Annotated in this window: 15 protein-coding genes; 3 read left to right on the top strand and 12 right to left on the bottom strand. The window is 41.2% G+C overall.

Annotation, left to right across the window (positions count from 1 at the left end; translation table 11 throughout):
- Positions 1-8 precede the first annotated feature (8 nt).
- Genes AAEU29_RS00135 through AAEU29_RS00080 form a run of 12 tightly spaced genes read right to left on the bottom strand, consistent with a single transcriptional unit; the run spans position 9 to position 12,539 of the window.
- Complete coding sequence (locus AAEU29_RS00135) at positions 9-665, bottom strand: MotA/TolQ/ExbB proton channel family protein (protein WP_274761889.1); 657 nt, start codon at positions 663-665, stop codon at positions 9-11.
- Between the two features lie 21 nt (positions 666-686).
- The gene (locus AAEU29_RS00130; protein WP_421971563.1) at positions 687-986 is read right to left on the bottom strand and encodes a hypothetical protein; all 300 of its coding nucleotides are present in this window, start codon (positions 984-986) and stop codon (positions 687-689) included.
- Entirely contained in the window at positions 979-1,653 is a 675-nt protein-coding gene (locus AAEU29_RS00125) for a tetratricopeptide repeat protein (RefSeq protein WP_421971562.1), read from the bottom strand. Before AAEU29_RS00125 ends, AAEU29_RS00130 begins: the two co-directional genes overlap by 8 nt.
- The gene (locus AAEU29_RS00120) at positions 1,640-4,393 is read right to left on the bottom strand and encodes a tetratricopeptide repeat protein (RefSeq protein WP_421971561.1); all 2,754 of its coding nucleotides are present in this window, start codon (positions 4,391-4,393) and stop codon (positions 1,640-1,642) included. Before AAEU29_RS00120 ends, AAEU29_RS00125 begins: the two co-directional genes overlap by 14 nt.
- 47 nt (positions 4,394-4,440) lie before the next feature.
- Positions 4,441-6,249, bottom strand: a complete 1,809-nt coding sequence (locus tag AAEU29_RS00115) for a coiled-coil domain-containing protein (protein ID WP_421971560.1) — start codon at positions 6,247-6,249, stop codon at positions 4,441-4,443.
- A gap of 2 nt (positions 6,250-6,251) precedes the next feature.
- On the bottom strand, positions 6,252-6,770 hold the full coding sequence (locus tag AAEU29_RS00110) for a hypothetical protein (protein ID WP_421971559.1): 519 nt from the start codon (positions 6,768-6,770) through the stop codon (positions 6,252-6,254).
- A 10-nt stretch (positions 6,771-6,780) separates the two neighbouring features.
- On the bottom strand, positions 6,781-7,920 hold the full coding sequence (locus AAEU29_RS00105; protein ID WP_421971558.1) for a DUF3570 domain-containing protein: 1,140 nt from the start codon (positions 7,918-7,920) through the stop codon (positions 6,781-6,783).
- Positions 7,907-8,134, bottom strand: a complete 228-nt coding sequence (locus AAEU29_RS00100) for a DUF4266 domain-containing protein (protein WP_421971557.1) — start codon at positions 8,132-8,134, stop codon at positions 7,907-7,909. The genes AAEU29_RS00105 and AAEU29_RS00100 overlap by 14 nt, the downstream gene beginning before the upstream one ends.
- Complete coding sequence (locus AAEU29_RS00095; protein ID WP_421971556.1) at positions 8,127-8,618, bottom strand: TlpA family protein disulfide reductase; 492 nt, start codon at positions 8,616-8,618, stop codon at positions 8,127-8,129. The genes AAEU29_RS00100 and AAEU29_RS00095 overlap by 8 nt, the downstream gene beginning before the upstream one ends.
- A 12-nt stretch (positions 8,619-8,630) precedes the next feature.
- Entirely contained in the window at positions 8,631-9,275 is a 645-nt protein-coding gene (locus AAEU29_RS00090) for an outer membrane beta-barrel domain-containing protein (protein ID WP_421971555.1), read from the bottom strand.
- Complete coding sequence (locus AAEU29_RS00085; RefSeq protein ID WP_421971554.1) at positions 9,245-9,976, bottom strand: SH3 domain-containing protein; 732 nt, start codon at positions 9,974-9,976, stop codon at positions 9,245-9,247. Before AAEU29_RS00085 ends, AAEU29_RS00090 begins: the two co-directional genes overlap by 31 nt.
- A 1-nt stretch (position 9,977) precedes the next feature.
- A complete protein-coding gene (locus AAEU29_RS00080) occupies positions 9,978-12,539 on the bottom strand; it encodes an HzsA-related protein (RefSeq protein WP_421971553.1) in 2,562 nt (853 codons plus the stop codon).
- 192 nt (positions 12,540-12,731) lie between these two features.
- Between AAEU29_RS00080 and AAEU29_RS00075 the strand changes: the two genes are divergently transcribed.
- The 3 genes from AAEU29_RS00075 to AAEU29_RS00065 are packed head-to-tail and all read left to right on the top strand — an operon-like array spanning position 12,732 to position 17,950.
- Entirely contained in the window at positions 12,732-13,931 is a 1,200-nt protein-coding gene (locus tag AAEU29_RS00075; RefSeq protein ID WP_421971552.1) for a hypothetical protein, read from the top strand.
- Position 13,932: 1 nt separating this feature from the next.
- A complete protein-coding gene (locus tag AAEU29_RS00070) occupies positions 13,933-16,359 on the top strand; it encodes a LamG domain-containing protein (RefSeq protein ID WP_421971551.1) in 2,427 nt (808 codons plus the stop codon).
- A gap of 10 nt (positions 16,360-16,369) precedes the next feature.
- Positions 16,370-17,950 (top strand): hypothetical protein, encoded by a 1,581-nt coding sequence (locus AAEU29_RS00065; RefSeq protein ID WP_421971550.1) that lies wholly within the window; start codon positions 16,370-16,372, stop codon positions 17,948-17,950.
- Positions 17,951-17,966 lie beyond the last annotated feature (16 nt).

Below are 17,966 nucleotides of genomic sequence, written 5' to 3'. Positions count from 1 at the left end.
TCGCCCCCTTAATCTGTTTGACGGGTCTTTTGTGAAACGAGATTATGCTTAGTGAGTAAGTTCAAGCACTTAACGCCAGCCATCTCTAAGCCATCAATTATTTCAGTGGTTTTAGTTTGCAAAAATGAATGACATAACAGCAGTGGAATAGCGGCAATCAAACCAAATGCAGTGGTATTCATCGCAACCGAAATACTGGCCGAAAGTAGTGAAGCTTTTTGTGCAGGATCAGCATCTGCCACAGCCGAGAATGCGGCGATAAGACCAATAATAGTACCTAATAAACCAAGTAAAGTTGCAATATTTGCAAGCGTTGCCAAGTATGCGGTGCGTTTTTCCAAGCGCGGCATTAGCTCTAGCACTTGCTCCTCCATAGCATATTCTATTTCTTCACGGCGCTGAGTGTGCTCAATTCGCTCAAGACCTGAACTAATAATTTTTGCAACGCCAGATTTACCTTGCTCTGCAAGCACTTGCTTATAATCACCTTTAGCAAGGTGAGGCATTAACTGTTTAAATGCCTTTTGATTAGCAAGTTTAGCGCCTGTTAATACAATAAAACGCTCAACAGCAATAGCTAAACCTATCGCAAGCACAATTGCAATTGGTAGCATAAAGCTACCGCCATCTTGAAAAAATCTAACAACTGTATCGAAACTTTCCATTTTAAACTCCAAATGTAACCGTTAATTAGGGTTATTGTTTTTATTCTGTGATTGGTGAAATGCAATCTGACGCTTTAGTTTGCTCGGGTCGATTGCACTAATTTTATGACGCGGAAGTAAGCGTAACTGAGGTTTTGTTAACTGAACCTTTTCTAAATCTTGCCATGGTAAAATTGACATAAATTTAGGCTCTTCTTCAGCGCCTGAAATCGTGGTTTGTAGCTCAATTTTTTGCGGCTGTTTGCTTGGCTTTGACGGCGACTCAACCGCATAGGAATTTGAGACAAAAATCAAACTCAACAATAAAAGCGATTTACTCATTACTCGCTCCTTGGGTTTCTTTTAACTGATGCTCTAAATCCAGTAACCATGTGGAAACTTGTCGATAACTGGGCACATCTTGAGGTATTAACAATAAATAGGTTTGATAAGCTGCTTTCGCTTTGGCTTTTTCACCAAGGTAAATATCCAGCAAGATACCTTTGTTGATGTAACTAGGTGCAAAACCTGGCCAACTACTAATAGCTTGATCATAAAGTGCTAATGCATCTGCAAACTGGCCATTTTCACGGGCGACTAAAGCAAGTTCATTAGCTGCAAAATAGTTGTATTTGTTTGCAGCTAAAGCGGCATCTAAATGCTGTGTAAATTCGTCTTGTTTGCCATTGTGTTTTGCAATATAGGCTAACTGTAAATGCGCTCCTGACAGAGTTGGGTACTGTAAAGCAATATTAGTGAAATGCTGCTTCGCCAGTTGCAATTCCCCTGCTTGTTTTAGTTTTAGCGCCCTGTCAAATTGGGGTTTGATTGCTTCTGGCACATCAGCTTGTTGGTATTTATTTGCGCTTTGCAATAATTGCTCTTGTGCACTCAAAACAACAGGCTCAATTACCTTCTCAGTTGCTTGTTCAGCATCCTTTTTTGGCGCAGTTTGGCACGCCGAGAGTGCCACCAGCAAAATAGCTAAACCAAGGTTAAAAAATCGCATGAGTTTCTCCTGGTGCTACTTCTTGCTTGGCAAAACGTGCGGGCATCAATTTAGCAAGTTCAGATAAAGTTTCTTTCACCCATTTATCGTAAATCCCTGAGTGTAATAACTGATTATTGCGCTCATACAGCGCAATGGCTTTATCTTCAAATGGAATGGCTTGTTCTTCTAATAACAGCTCATATTGCTCTAAGGCAAGATCTTGCAGATGTTTAGGGCGCTCAGATGCCATAATTTGCTCAGCCATTAAGTGGTAAATTTTGGCAATTTTAAAGTTGGCTTGCGTAGTGTAATCGGCAAGGCCAAATTCGGCGAGTTGTTGATAGCGATTCAGTGCCGTTGTCATACGCTCACGCTTACGCGCTAAGCTGGTTTTTAATGGCACAGTTAGTTGGCTATTCTGATAGGCATAAAAAGCATCATTAGCAAACACCTCAGTTGCTTTAGCGGCTGCTAAACCAGCCCATTCTTTTTCAGCGGCTGGTGCACTTTGATAAGCCAAAATTATTTTGTTTAACCAAAAGCGATACTCTTTTGCTTTATTTTGATTTTTATAAATATCTGAAAGCGCTATTTTTGCTTCAAGGTTTTGTGCAAATGGCACAGGGTAAGTATGTGCATAACTGCGGTATTGAATACGCGCGCGTTCAGTTTGCCCCATCTCGAAGTAGAGCGCTGCGCTTTTCAAAAGAGAAATACGTCTGGTATTTCTGTCTGAGTGATTTTCAGCTAAATAGGCATATTGTTTTGCCAATTTATCCCCTTGCTGAGTATGCTTATAAATATCAATCTTTTGAGTTTGAAGTAACTCAATACTGTCGTTGGTTGGATAACGCGCTATAAAATCATCAACCCAACTACTCGCTTTACTAAAGCGTTGTAACGAGAACAAATACTGGGTTACTTGATACTGAACTTGCTCACGGTAAAGTGTGTTTGGCAAGAGCGTTAATAATGCAATGTATTTATCTAGGGCTAATTGGGTTTGCTCTGTGCCTGCAAGTTGCTCCGCCTGTTTAATCATACTTTGCGCAAGGTTTTCTGCGACAAGTGGCGAGCGCTGAGTCTTATTAGCCAATAATTGTTTATAAGCAAGCTCAGCTTGATCATAGTCAGCAAGATTATAGTGACTATGCGCCATAAGTAATTGCGCTTGATACCCTTGTAGCTCTGTTAAATTAAATTGTGCTAAAAGGGGTTCATAGTTTAGTAACTCTTGGTAACGCCCCTGTTCAAACAATAAGTTAAACGTTTGCAGCAATACTGTGGTTGCAGACGAGTGTTGCTTAAACGTGGTTGCAAATTTAAGCCAGTTGGTCACTACATTTGTCACCAATTCTGGTGAAATCGTATTGCTAGCACCCTTAGCTTGTTGCAACTTCGTCATGTAGATAGATACAACAGCAAACCCGGCTCTATCTTGATATTGATTTGGCAGCTGGTCGTAAGCGATATTGTTATATTGTGTGAGGGCTAACTGCCACTGTTTACTCTGATACAAACTCTCTGCCAGTAAATACTCGCTATCGATATCTCGCTCATTTTTTAAAGCCAAGGTTTCAAGATAGCGCGAATAACCGCTTGCTGCAGATGCAAATTGAGCTTCAAATGGTTTATGTTGTTTTTTTAATGTTTGAGCTTGGTAATAGCTTCTATCAGCATACTTTTTTTCTAACAACGTTAATGCGTTAAAATGCGCATCACTTGGCGGCTCGCTATCCGCCTTAAGATAAACACTACCAATACCAAATTGCGCTATAAACGTTTGCTCATACTTGCTAAGTAGTTCAATAAAGTTCGCTTTTTTATAAACACTTAGCTGCGCCAGAGCAAAATCAACTTTATGCGCTTTAGCTGGTGCGTGTTCAATATACTTTTGATACACCGCAATCGCATCAAGATAACGTTTTTTCTCCAAATAGTAATTGGCAAGTGCTTCAAAATTCATAAAACTAAATGTTTGCCAACCATATTGTTGATAATGCGACACGGGGTCTTGGTCAAAATCGTTATATGAGAAAATCACACTCATAATGCGCAAGGTATCTGCGACTAAATAACGGGCACTGCTACTTATCTCATCAACGCTAAGTGCAGTTTCACCATTTTGCTGTAATGCTAAATCCAGCACTTTGGTAAAGTTATTAAGTGACGCTTTATAATTAAATAATTTAAAATCAGACCACGCCAGCATATAACGCGCAGTGCTTACCAGTGTTGAATTGGGGTGTTGCTCAATAACAAGTGCGTAATGCGCTTTTGCCTCACCATAACGCTTCTGATTAAAGAGGTATTCGCCTTGACGAAATAAAAGCTCTTCACTGTGTTCGAACTCTGGATATTCATTAAGCAGCTTTGCTACTGTAGTATATGCAGCGTCAAGGTCGCCTTTCAGAAAATACGCTTTCGCTAATTGATACAACACATCGTCACGAGACTCTAAACCATCAGGCTGTGCTAGCAGCAATTGGTACTGGTTTATTGTTTGGCTAAAATAATCATTGCTTTGCGAAAGCCCTTGCTCTTGTGCTAACTGTTGTTGCTCTAAACTTAATTGTGCTAATCGACTATTTGCTTGCAGCTTTGCATTGGTTTGAGGTGCTAATTTTGCCACCTCTTGATAGGCAGCAACAATATCATCTGCACTTGGCGTAACCGCTTTTACAGCTACCTCTTTTTGTGGTTTTGACAAATCTAATTGGCCAAGCGTTTTGCGCTCTAATGGCTTGGTTTCTGTCAAAAAACAGCCTGTTAAACTGAGCGAAAGTAGACTTACTAAACATCGTTTCATGGTAAGACACTCTCTGAATTAGCGTTATGACTTGCCAACCCCTCAAGGGCAATACTGCGCATTACTTTAAGCTTATAAACATCGTCAGATAAAAAAGCTTGCGATTCTTTAAGATCTTCTAAAAGTAAGATTTGAATTTCATCGAGCTGTTGATTAATAAGCGCATTTGCCTGTTGTTGGCGTGTTCTAAGCTGCGCTTTTATCGCGTTTAGTTGCTGTGAAAGACGATTGTAGTCCTGCCCTGTTTGTATTAGCTGACTACTTTTTTGATACTGCCTTGTTGCCTCTTGCAAAGCTGTTTGCGCTGCTAATAGCTGATTTGCATGGGCTTGATAACGTTCATCAAACATATAGTCTTGTTGCCACAGCAATATGCCTTTTAAGCGCATTAATCGGGCTTGTTGAGACTGCATATTTCGATTTTGAGAAAGGCTTGATAGCCTTTGCTCCGCACTCATAATACGCTGATTTATCTTTAACTCATCTACTGTCATTAACCCTGTTCGCGTTTCTTTTGCCTCAGCTAATCGAGTTGATAATGTTGCTAATTCTGCTTTTTGTGCTGATAAACGAGCCTCATAACTTGTTAAATTTGTCGTTTCAATAATACGTTTTTGGCGCGCCGCTTTTTCAGCTAAAATTTCAGCATAATTTTCTAGCGCTCGCTGTTGCGATTTAAACTGATCTTTAAGCTGTAAAAGTGATTTTAATTGTTCATTTTTCTCATAAAATTCATCACTTACAAACACTGAGTGCAATGCGTTTTGGTATTGATTCTGCTGCTCAGAACTATTTAACATCGCTAATAGCACAGCACTGTTTTGCAAGTTAGCATTAACAGTATTCAACTCAGCATTAAATTCAGCAAAACGCTTTTCTGCGTGTTCAATTGCATCAAGTGCCAATTGAAACTTTGCTTCGCTTAATAACACGTGCGCTTTGGCAGTAAGCGCCTGATGCTGGGTAAACACATTCCCTTGCTCTGATGTAATCACCATGTCTAATACAGTTAGCGCCTTAGCATAGTTACTTTGCAAAAGCTGACTAGCAGCTAAGCCATAAAGTGCTTCATTTAACCAAATGGATTGCTGAGAAACTTGTGAAAACGCGAGCTCTGCCTGCTCGCCCAATTGTTTTTCAAGTGCACTGTAGCCAATAGCTAAAAAGCTTCGGTCTAACAAAGCCAGTTGTTCGTCGTCGAGCGCTGTAATTGGTTTTTTTGGCAAAGTGGGGATTGTTTGCTGCTCACTCGCAACCAGCAGTAAATTATGGGCAAGGTAATCATGTAAAGGGTTATCGCTAGGCAATTGCGAAAGTGCACTTTCTGCAAGGTTAAATTGCTGCAAAGCAAGGCTAATACGCCCTTTTAAGTAATGAAATTCATCTTGCCATTGCATATCTAGATTTTGTAAGGAAATCTCATTAATAAATTGTTCTGCATGGGCTATTTCTCCACGCGTAAAATACACTTTAGCTAATTGCAAATTCGCATAATTAAGTAGACCCAACTCTTTTTCATCGAGTAATCGTTTAAAATCGTTGGCAGCCGAGAGGTGCAATCCATAAGAAAATGCCGCGCCAGCTTTTACAAGACGGGCATCAACTCCTTGGTGCTGTATCGAGCCCTTAGTTTCGGCAATAGCAAACTCGGTCAGTGCATTTTGATAGTTACCTTGATAGAGCTCATACAAGGCAACGCCGTAGTGAGGATCTTCTACTTTTGCCTTCATATCGTTATTTGCAATAACATTAAAGGCATTAACGCCTAATGCTAAAAACAGCAAATTCACTACACCCCGTTTCATACTTACTCTATTTCTCGTATTTCAAATTCAGGTTGTTCTTTAGTGCTATTGGCTGAAATAACCAGTTCGAGTGCTTTTGCTTCGTCATCTTTTGTAAATGACAGTGTCGCGGCACGTTTAATATCTCTGCCCTGTGGCCCCTTACCCAGCACATACGCAGTAAGTTGGTGCTCACCTTGCTTAACATTTCCTTGAAATAGGCGATGCACTCCACCTTTGGCCAAGGCATTTAATTGTTTTTCGGTGTAAAGGTACTGTGTTGCTAATTCATCATTCACATACAGCTTTACCGCATCAAGGGTGAATAAGTGACTGGTATCCATCGCAACATAAAACGCAATTTGTGTTGCCGGTGGGTATAACAGATCTTCTTCTAAGATAAATAAATCGCGGTTTAAGGCAATTGCTTGTTGCTTTAAATTTTCTATTTGTTCTGTAAGCGGTTTGCTTTCATTGCTATTGGCAGTTGCAGCGCAAAGCGAAAACAGCAGCATAAAACCAAGGTGACTAATCTTTTTCATTTTTGCTTTCCTAATACCACAGCGAAACAAACGCTCGCACGACGTTTGCCGAATAACTGTAAAACCCTTCTTCACCCGGATTTTCAGTTTGCAGTACATTTCTAAAATCATCGTAATCAAACCGCACATGATCCCAAGCAATATTAACGCTGGCACTTTTAATCAAGCTTGAACGGTCGAATGTATGTAAATAGCGCGCTTTTAAACCAATCGTTAAATCGTTGAAGGTACTCATTTCTTTATCACGAGCCATAAAGTTGAACTGATCTTTTCGCTCAAACATGTCTTGATAAAAATCAGCTTTTGTTTGAGCGTAATGGCGCACATGAAAATCAATCAACCAATTATCATAAAGTGCTTGGCTGTAACCGAGCTTATAATTACTCGCAGAAATCCCCCAGGTATCGCTAAAAAAACGTAGCTCACCATAAAGAGCGCCATTCACAGGTAAAAAATAGCGAGAGCGCAGTGCAACTGCATTGCTGGTGCGGGTTTCAGGGTAAATCTCAGTCGCGTAGCTGTACCCTAACGCGGCGCTATCATCGCGGTAGCGATACGAGCGATAAGGGTTATTTAAATAGCCTTGCTCTGTGATTGCTTCAAGATTGACATCGACCGTCCAATTTTTAGTCGCAATTTGAGACCATGATACGGCGTAGTTTGAACGTTTTACTTCTTCTTCAAATAATTCATTGCCATTTTGTTTAACAACATCATCCCCTTGCGCGTAGCTTAAGCTTAAAGTGGATAAGTCGCCAAAAAAGCTCTGGCTCACCGCTAATTTATAGCTTTTCGCATCGTAGTCATTTTCTTGCGATTGGCTATAACCTAATGAAAAAATGGTTTTCTCATTTAAGTAGTCGACGCCAAGCGATTGTTCATCTCGCTTTTCTTTATAAGGGCTTGCCGTTGCTAAAACGTCAATAGATGCGGAACTCACCGAATCGACATAATAATTTGCAGAAACCGACACCGCATTAGATACTTTTTTGCGAATAAGAATTGAAGGGCCATCAATGCTCATACCGCCGCCATCGTAACTATGGTACATAGCATCGACACGGTCTTCAGGTAATACCGCTGCTAACGTTGAAAAGCTAATAAACGCAAAAACTAAAATACAAAAACGGTTAAAGTTAGTTACAGCCACAGCCACCACCTGATGTTCCTTCAGCGCCTTTTGCGCCCTCACGGGCTTGGTAAACGTGATGAATATAACCAGACTCAACAGGGTCTAATTGCCATTGCATTACAGCGTGAGCCAAATTCTCTCGCTCATATGGTTTTACCCACGGTTCAATCTCACCTGTTGAAACGCAACCAGACACCCCCCCGAGTAACAGCAAAATAAGTAATTTATTCACGGATAAGCGCCTTCACCATTTTTTTATAGAGCTTTTCATCGCCAGCCTTGTAGCCATAATGCACATAACGCAAGGTGCTATTGCGATCGATTATTACTGTGGTAGGCATTGCTTCAACATCAAACAATTTACTCACCGTATTTTCATCGTCCAATAACACTGGAAATGACACGTTAAGTTCTGAAATAAAGTCTTTTGCTTTTTGGTTTTGCTGCTCAACATTAATACCCAATACAGTAAAGCCCAAATCATTGTATTTACTGTGCAGCTCATCTAGTAAAGGCATTTCTTTACGGCACGGGCCGCACCAGCTTGCCCAAAAATTTACAAGCACCACTTGGCCTGTTAATTCTTTTAATCGAACATTCTCGCCGCTCAGTGATTTTAATGTGAAATCAGGCGCGCTCTTGTCTAATTCAGCTGAAGCAGCTTGCCCCGCAAATACACAGAACATAAATAAATAGGCCAGTGTCAGTTTTTTCATCTTATAAATACCTTAAAAATAAACACTTAAACCAAGTGTAAATGCGAGATTATGTACTGTTTCGGGCTCGCCCAAAATATCGCTTTCAAATACGTAATCCGTCATATCGATATGCATGGTTACATAGTCATTCAGTAATACGCGATATCCCGCGCCGAGCGATACCGTAAAACGGTCATCACCACCAAACTGCGTGCTGCCAGCACCTAATGTAAAATAGTACGCGCTATTGAGCGTGAGATTTTGTGAGATAAACGTTTCACCTTTAAGGTTGTAACCAATGCCTAGGTCTAATAATTGGTAATCGCGCTCGTCATCGGTTAATAACTTGGCACCGCCACTGAGTTTTTCGTAACTAGTTTCGCCAGCGGTTGCCATGCCATACTTAAAATAGGTGAAAAAATCTTCATTTATATGATAGGCCAGTTTTGCACCCACTAATGAAGTTGACGAAAAATCGGCAATTGAAATTACGCCGCCATAAAGACCAAACTCAAAATCATCGCTGTCAATCAGTGACTCATCTACTTCTGTACGCTCAATTTGAGGGTCCACAACAGGTGGAGCCGCTTCGTTAGATGCGAGCGTTTGTCCTGAAAACACTATACCTAAACAGGTAAATGCGTTTAGAAAAAGACGGTTATACCTAATTTCCACTGCTCTAAATCCTCTGTAGCATCACGCTCTGTAAGCGCACTAAACCGTTTGTATTCTGCTTTAAGTACAAAACGGCTGGTTAAATACGTGTTCACACCAAAAGTGGCGCTCAGTAAATCTGATTGTCTGGTTTCATCACCGCCACCAATCACAGGTGTTTTAGGCGTTGTCCACACATTACCCGCACCAATACCTAAATACGGAGAGACACGCCAATGGGGGAATGGGTGATGAATAACAGAAACATCAACCAGTTGGTTCTTTGCTACCGCTCCGAGCGCATAACTATATTCAAGGTTGATTGAAAGGTTTTGTGTGAATCGCCAGCTTGCATCAACAGATTGATTGCTCACACCATCAAGCTCACCCAAGCCAATACCAAATGCAAGCTTTTGATTTTCAAATGCATCAATGCCTGTATGTTCGATGGTAAATGGTTGCCCTGTTAGGGTTAAAGTATTTACCAGTGATGATTGCTCTGCCCAGCCTTCTTGACCATTTTCAAGTGTGATTAAATACCAGCTAGTATGGCGTTTAATTACCGTTATGGTTTCGCTTTTTTCGGCAACATAAATAATCGGATAACCGCGCCCTGCACCACTATGAATATTCAAATAAGGGTCTTTGACCGAAAGTTGTAACGGCTCAGCAATGATTTGAAAGCTGAGCGCCAGCAAGAGTAAAAATAGTATCCCTTTCATATTAATCTTGCTCACTGTAAAACGGGCTATTAGCGTATTGCGCACCAATATCTAGCCATTGCCATAAAAGTGACTTTTCAGCATCAGATAGATAGGCACCATGGCTGCCTGCAGACGAAAACAGTAAATTGAATGTGGTGTTCGCATTGGCACCCGCGACACTCAGTGGCGGCCTTATTGTCACAGTCACTTGCTCAATAATTGGATTACCGTTTTCATCCAAAATTAAGTTACCGTCTTCATCGACAAGATAAACCGGATTACCATTTTCATCTAATCTGTCCACCAGCTTATCAACTAAAATGCCTTCAACAACTTCCTGTTCATTATCGTTAAAGAATAATTCGCGATAGGCCACTGCATGCTGATTATTGTCATTTGATGCGGCTAGGCTTAAATCAAGCTGCGCCGCGGGTAGTTGTGCATCCCCATTATCATCAGTGGTGATATGGCAATTTAAACAGCGATAGTTATCAATTTCGTTGCTCATATCGTCAAAAACTGGGCGCGATAAATCAAATAATGGCGCAATATGCTTTGGAAAATGAATTGATAATCGACATAAATTTATCCAACGTGCTGCACATGCCTCTGTTAGTGGCGATGTCGTATCTAAATTATTGAGACTGCTATCGTCACTTGCGATAGCGGCCAAACCATCTCGCCACACATCGGCAAAAATCGGCTCAGCACTTAATGACGGAATGCCAGCCACTCGCGCATAACTTTGCGCCATTGTTTCGCCAACAATTGCATCTATATCACCAAAGCTGCCCGGCCAAAACGTACTCGCAGCGCCTAAGTTTATACTGTTTGCTTGATTAATTTTGCCATGAGGTAGCTCATTAGTACTTTGATGACAGCCATTGCAGGTTCTTTCTTCGCCTGATTTTAGCTGTAACCAATTTTCATGGCGTTGACTAACTCGCTGTCCATTACGATTTAAAAGTTCGATGGCAAATGGCATATCAGCAGGCACTTTAACGTACACCGAACCATCGGGAGCCACTGGCGCATAGCCAATAATATCGCGCATCGACTGACCACTACTGCGGCCAAATAATGCCGTTGAAAAGTTATATTCATTACGATCGGGAATGGATACTGGCTTAACAATACGCATCGCATATATGCGCTCGGTATTTAGCTGAGGGTCCGAAACTGCTGAAATATTAGGAATAGCAGTATCAATGCCAGAGAAATCATACACACTGCGTATGTGCAAACTGCCCATTTGTTCGTTTTGCAAACTTATATTTGACGGATATTCTGTGGTTAAAGGACTGTTTATTGATTCAAGTACAACCACTTCTTCAATCAATGTATTTCGTTTTGCAAGCACTACCGGTTTTTGCGTTTGCGTTATTTCATCGTAAATCCATAAACCAAACAGGTCTGGTGCCGCTACGGTGCTTTCATCGTTTAGTAAATCTGCCGTACAAGGGAGAAAATTATTGTTATTTTCTGGGTCAACAACTTGGCATTGACTCCACACCACTAAGTTTCTTTGTGAACCATCAAAAATAGGCGAAAACCAATGGTATTTCCCTGTTAGTGAAAGTTCTCCTTCAGGTGGGCTGGCAGCAAAAAGTGCAGAATTAAATGCCGAATCAGATGTTGCTTCACCATCATGAAAACGCCCTTCATCCATAAAACTTTCAGTATCTAAATAATAAAAATCAGTGCTAAATTGCTCGCTTTCGCTATTACGTAAACCAATAATTAACTGGCCATTTGGAGCTTGTTTTAAACTGGCAACCGATAAGTCATTTGGGAAATCTGAGTGGGCACCAAATAATAATTCGAGTTGTTTACCATCTGAGTCCATTTGATAAATATTGAGGTCACGGTTACGTCCTCTGTGCTCAAATCGAACAAAGGCAATTTTGCCATTTTGTAAAACTGTTGGATATAAATCATGGCCTTGGCTAAACGAAATTTGCTTGATATTAGTGCCATCTTGTTCCATTACATGCAAGGTTATGGCTTTTTCTCGAAAGTTATCGCTAAGGGCTTGGTATTGTGGCTTGCCTTCATCAAGCAATCGAGCCTTGTTACCTTGTTGACGGTTTGAACTAAACAAAATACGGCCATCAGGCAAAAAAGAAGGGAATAGATCATCGCCTTCTTCACTAATTAATGCATCATTGATAATCGGAGTGGCTGTTTCTGACGCTACATCATAAAGCCAAATATTCCACTTCGGTTGCATATCATCTGAGACATCTTCAAGCTCTGGCGCGCGCAAACTAAATAGCAGCTTTTGTCCATCGTAAGATGCTGCAACGTGTTTAATATCGATTGGCGCATCAAATAAAGTATCTGTAATGCTAATTAATGGGGCATCAACGCCAGCGAGTTTTTTTAAGAAAAGTTCAGCACCGGGGTTAAAAAGTGTTGGGTCGTTAACGGCAAAAGAAACCGCCTGCTCGATACTGCGTAACACAAATGCCAACGGCACTTCTTCTACAATTGGGTCTTGAACTTGTGGTTTCTGCTCAACAACATCACTGCCACATCCTGTTACCATTAACAGTAAAATTATTTTTAGCAGCTTACCCACTTAATTTTCCTTTTTAAAAACTATCCTAAAGCGCCACCAAACAAACCATCATTTAGTATTATTTTAGAAATCAAAATTAGCAATATAATATTATTACAGCAAACATCATCATTACAATAACTTTTCTTTGATGTTTATTTTTTAACAATGTTAACATACGTACCTCTATCAAGGTCAATCAGTAGATTCACTATGGACTTTTCGAACAACAAGGTCAGTTTTCCGTTACTTTTTAACTTGCTTGCATTGATCCTTGCATGGAACTCACACAGTGCTTTAGCAGGTTCAGAGGAACAAGCTGAGCGCATGCATACACGCTTAACTGGTATTTCGCCATCAGAAACAGTATTAACCGAAATGGTTAACTTAATTAACGCAGGCAATAGCGAAGCTGCTGCACTATTGGCGATGGAAAATGATGCGTTCTATCGTGTGACGCTAAAAGACTGGATCACGCCTTGGACTAATCGAGATTTTGATATCCACCAACCACTTAATGACTACAGTGCCACTGTGATGGGAATTGTCCGTGACGACCTCGATTTTCGCAGTATTTTGTTTGATGATATTGTTTATACCGCATCAAGTAGTAGTGCTTTACCGGCGTATTCAATGACCGATAACAACCATTATATTGCTTTAGAAAACAGTGAATTAAATTTAAAAGAGGCGCTGACACGACAAACTCAATCAAGCGTGACTAATTTACCAGTTGAAGCAACAAGTGGCGTAATTACGTCTCGCGCTGCAAGCAAAGCGTTTTTTATTGCTGGCACCAACCGCGCTATGTTCCGATATACCTTTATTAATCATATGTGTACCGATTTGGATGCGTTAAAAGATACCAGCATTGCAACAGATCGTATTCGCCAAGATGTTAGTCGAAGCCCTGGTGGGGATAGTCGAATTTTCATGAACTCTTGCAGTGGCTGCCATGCAGGCATGGATCCGATGGCACAAGCATATGCTTATTATAATTTTGCTTACGATAGAGAAACTGACGCTGAAGCCGAAAACGGTCAATTAGTTTATCAAGCTAATAGTGTTGATGCTAAATATCATATCAATAGCGAAACCTTCAAGTTTGGCTATATCACCGGATCAAACCATTGGGACAATTTTTGGCGCCAAGGCCTAAACTCTCGATTAGGCTGGGATACGCAGCTTTCGGGCAGTGGTCAAGGGGCAAAAAGTTTAGGAAAAGAAATTGCTCACAGCCAACAATTTGCCAGCTGCCAAGTAAATAAAGTATTTGAAAAAGTGTGCTTACGAAAACCACAAAACCAACAAGACCAAACTACCCTTGATGCCATTACAAATACCTTTAAAGCCTCAGGGTATAAACTTAAAACGGTATTTGCCGCCACAGCTAATTACTGCAAAGGAAATTAAGATGCGCATTACTTTATCACTTTTGCTGTTATTGCTGCTTGCTGGCTGTGGTTCTGACGCCGAAGTTAGCGAGCAACCCAAACCACCCAACGACAATAGCGGTGAATTTGTTTACAGTGGCCCAGCAGCTGAATCTGCAGATGTACAAAAATTTAAAATCGCCGTTTGGGATAATATTGTTGGCGATGATAAATGTGGCGCCTGCCACAATGAGCAAGGTCAATCACCACAATTTGCTAGGCGAGATGACATTAACTTAGCTTATGGTGCAATCAACGGATTTATTAATTTAACATCCCCGAAAGATTCGCTCTTAGTGACTAAAGTTGCTGGCGGCCATAACTGCTGGCAACAAAGCGACAGTGTATGTGCTGATATTCTTACGACTTGGATAAGTGAATGGGCTGACACAGACAGCACAGCAACTACCATTGACTTTGATGACCCAATTTTAAAAGACCCAGGCAGCAGTAAAAGCTTTCCGGAATCAAGCGCATTATTTGCAAGCTATGTACATCCTATTTTGCAAACTAATTGCGCAAGCTGCCACAGTAGCAGCGCCGCTTTTCCTGTGGCGCCCTATTTTGCCGAAGCAAATATTGATGCGGCTTATCAAGTTGCAAAAGCTAAAATAGATTTAAATCAACCTGCACTTTCACGTTTTGTTTTGAGACTTGGCAATGAATTCCATAATTGTTGGTCGAATTGCGAAAACGATGCAAACCAAATGCAAACAGCCATTAGCCAAATGGCAGATGCCATTGCCACTAATCAAGTTGATGAAGCGTTAGTTATCAGCAAAGCACTTAAATTAACCGAAGGTATTGTGGCTAATAATGGCAATCGCTTTGAACAACATGTTATTGCTAAATGGGAGTTTAAATCAGGCCAAGGCTTTACAGCCTATGATACCAGTGGCATTGAACCCGCAGCCAATTTAACACTATCTGGTGATGTTTCTTGGGTAGGTGGCTGGGGCATACGCCTTGCGGGCGGACGCGCACAAGCTGCAACCAGTTCAAGTACCAAGCTGCACAAAATGCTTACTGCGTCAGGCGAGTTTAGTATTGAAGCATGGCTTGTGCCCGATAATGTTACACTAGAAGGGCCTGCACGCATTATTAGTTACTCTGGCGGTGATGACAGACGCAACATGACGCTTGGTCAAACGCTTTATAATTATGACTTTTTACTGCGTGATAGCACCACCAGCAGTAATGGCGAACCGATGCTTTCAACGCCAAATGATGAAGAAATACTGCAAGCAACATTGCAACATGTGGTGTTAACTTTTGACCCAGTAAACGGTAAACGCATTTTTGTAAATGGTAATCTGGCAGCACAACAAAGTGAAAGTTTGGGTGTTTTATCCAATTGGGACGCCAGTTTTGCACTTATTCTAGGCAGTGAAACCAGCAGTAATTTTAAATGGCATGGCCAAATTCGCATGTTGGCAATTCATAACCGTGCACTTTCAGCGCAACAAATTGTGCAAAATTATGATGTGGGCGTTGGTGAAAAGTTCTTTTTATTATTCTCTATTGGTGAACTTATTGATTTACCACGCAGTTATATTGTTGCCGAAGTCAGTCAATTTGATAGTTTCAGCTACCTCTTTAAAGAGCCGTTTTTCCTCTCATTAGATAATACGGTATCGCCTGAAAATATTTCGCTTGAAGGCATTCGTATTGGTATTAATGGTAAAGAAAGTCCCCTAGGTCAAAGCTTTGCCAATATTAAAACGGTGTTAGGTGATAACTACTCTAATCAAACAGGACAACCCATTTCACGTTTAGGCAGCTTAATTCCGTTAGAACAAGGGCCAAATAATGATGAATTCTTTTTAACCTTTGATCGTTTAGGTGAACATCAATTTGTGCGCGTACCAGCCGAAGTGCCTGATTTTCCTATTGAGTTTCCAGCTGAGCCAACCAGTGATATCGGCATAAAAGCCTTCTCAGAAATTAATTTTTCGATGGCACAAATGACAGGTGTTGCCACTTCACAAGCGGATGTAAAAACTACCTTTGAGCAATTAAAGCAACAACTGCCAACAGTTAACGCTATCGATAGCTTTGTTGCCGCAAATCAGATGGCAATATCACAATTGGCAATTAAATATTGCAGCGCATTTATTGATAATAGTGATTTGCGTGCAAAGGCATTTAGCGCACTCGATGTTAATCAAACACCAAACATCGCTTTTGAAACAAATAGCAAAACACAATTTATCAGCGAACTTAGTCACTATTTACTTGGTCAAGAACTCGCGTCTGCACCTAATTATGTTGCACTACAGCAAGAGCTCAGCAATCTGATTGACCGTTTAAATCGCTGCCCGCAATCTTGCGATGCCGAGCGCACACAAATTATTGCCAAAGCCAGTTGTGCTGCCATCGTTGGTAGTGCTGCCACAATTATCAAGTAATGGATCTCTTATGAAAAAGCAAAAACATATTCTTAATCCAGATACGCCATTACTGCATCAAGATCACAGTAAACCAATTAGCAGGCGCGATTTTATCGCTCAAGGTTTTGCCGCAGGTTTAGGCACTTTTTTTAGTGGTTCGCTGTTTAGTTTATTCTCATGCCCGCTTCAAGCGCAAAGAACTTTATCAAGCGACTTAGAAGCATTAAAACAAAGCTGCGGTATTGCCACGTCAGGCGCTGGCAAAATCCCCTTTATTTGTTTTGATTTAGCTGGCGGCGCAAATATCGCAGGTTCAAATGTGCTCGTTGGTGGGCCAAATGGTCAAATGGATTTCTTATCAACTGAAGGTTACAGCAAATTAGGCTTGCCCGGTGATATGATCCCACCTATTGCCAATGCACAAACGGGGTTAAGCGACTTTGTAAATAGTGAACTTGGGCTTGCATTTCATTCTGATAGCCAATTTTTACGCGGTATATTAGAAAAAGTGTCGGTTACAAATCGCGCAAACATTAATGGAGCGGTTATTCCTGCTCGCTCTGAAAATGATACTGGCACCAACCCTCACAACCCAATGTTTGGCATTAACCGTGTTGGGGCTGATGGCTCGTTACTCAGCCTGATTGGCTCTCGTAACTCAGACTCTGGTGCAAATTCAATGTCGCCAAACAGCTTATTTGATGTTGCAAAACGCCCTACCAAAATTGATAGACCAAGTGATGTTATTGGCCTTGTTGATACTGGCGACTTAGTTGGACTGCTCGACCAAAGCGATGCAGTAGCAGTGATGGAGTCCATTCAACGTATCAGCGATATGAAACTCAATAATGTTAGCACCCAAATAAGTCGCGACGATGTTTTAAAAGATTTGGTACGCTGTGGCTATGTGAAAACCGCTGATATTACCGACCGCTTTGGCAATCCAGATAACCTAAACCCACTCACTGATCCGCTGATCACCGGTGATAATGCCATTTTTAGTGAACAAGAATTAGAGCAAGACAGCGAGTTTAGAAAAACAGCTTCAATTATGAAGTTAGTCTTAAATGGCTATGCGGGTGCAGGCACCATCACTATGGGTGGTTATGATTACCATACGGGTGACAGAGCAACGGGTGAAATTCGCGACTTGCGCGCGGGTCGCTGTATGGGTGCATGTATAGAGTACGCCGCAAGGCTTGGTGTACCACTGATGATGTATGTTTACAGTGATGGCTCAGTTGCCAGTAACGGCATGATTGATGACTCAGAGTTTGGCCGCGGTAAAGGCGTATGGACTGGCGATAATTCATCGACTTCAGCATCATTCTTTTTGGTGTATAACCCTCAGGGCACACCACAGTTATTAGGTGCAACACCAGATCAACAAGCAAAACGCCAACAAATTGGTTACATGCGCCGTGATGCGTCAGTGGAAACAGCCTCTGGCCCTGCTGCAAATAATGTTAACCTGCTGGTTGAGACCGTTATTCTGAATTATATGGCGCTGCATGGTGAGCAAGGCAATTTTGCTAACTTATTCCCCATGCATGGTTTAGGCAATGCCAGATTAATGGATAGTTTAATCGCATTTGAGCCCATTGTTTAGCAGCATAAACTATGGG

This window comes from Pseudoalteromonas aquimarina (assembly GCF_049257255.1).
GTDB lineage: Bacteria > Pseudomonadota > Gammaproteobacteria > Enterobacterales > Alteromonadaceae > Pseudoalteromonas.
This window is presented reverse-complemented; position numbering and strand designations above follow the sequence as displayed.

Coding starts and splice junctions, on each gene's coding strand:
- AAEU29_RS00070 (WP_421971551.1), top strand. CDS start 13,933: ATGCGCATTACTTTATCACTTTTGCTGTTATTGCTGCTTGCTGGCTGT.
- AAEU29_RS00095 (WP_421971556.1), bottom strand. CDS start 8,618: ATGAAAAAACTGACACTGGCCTATTTATTTATGTTCTGTGTATTTGCG.
- AAEU29_RS00115 (WP_421971560.1), bottom strand. CDS start 6,249: ATGAAACGGGGTGTAGTGAATTTGCTGTTTTTAGCATTAGGCGTTAAT.
- AAEU29_RS00135 (WP_274761889.1), bottom strand. CDS start 665: ATGGAAAGTTTCGATACAGTTGTTAGATTTTTTCAAGATGGCGGTAGC.
- AAEU29_RS00125 (WP_421971562.1), bottom strand. CDS start 1,653: ATGCGATTTTTTAACCTTGGTTTAGCTATTTTGCTGGTGGCACTCTCG.
- AAEU29_RS00075 (WP_421971552.1), top strand. CDS start 12,732: ATGGACTTTTCGAACAACAAGGTCAGTTTTCCGTTACTTTTTAACTTG.
- AAEU29_RS00065 (WP_421971550.1), top strand. CDS start 16,370: ATGAAAAAGCAAAAACATATTCTTAATCCAGATACGCCATTACTGCAT.
- AAEU29_RS00130 (WP_421971563.1), bottom strand. CDS start 986: ATGAGTAAATCGCTTTTATTGTTGAGTTTGATTTTTGTCTCAAATTCC.
- AAEU29_RS00110 (WP_421971559.1), bottom strand. CDS start 6,770: ATGAAAAAGATTAGTCACCTTGGTTTTATGCTGCTGTTTTCGCTTTGC.
- AAEU29_RS00085 (WP_421971554.1), bottom strand. CDS start 9,976: ATGAAAGGGATACTATTTTTACTCTTGCTGGCGCTCAGCTTTCAAATC.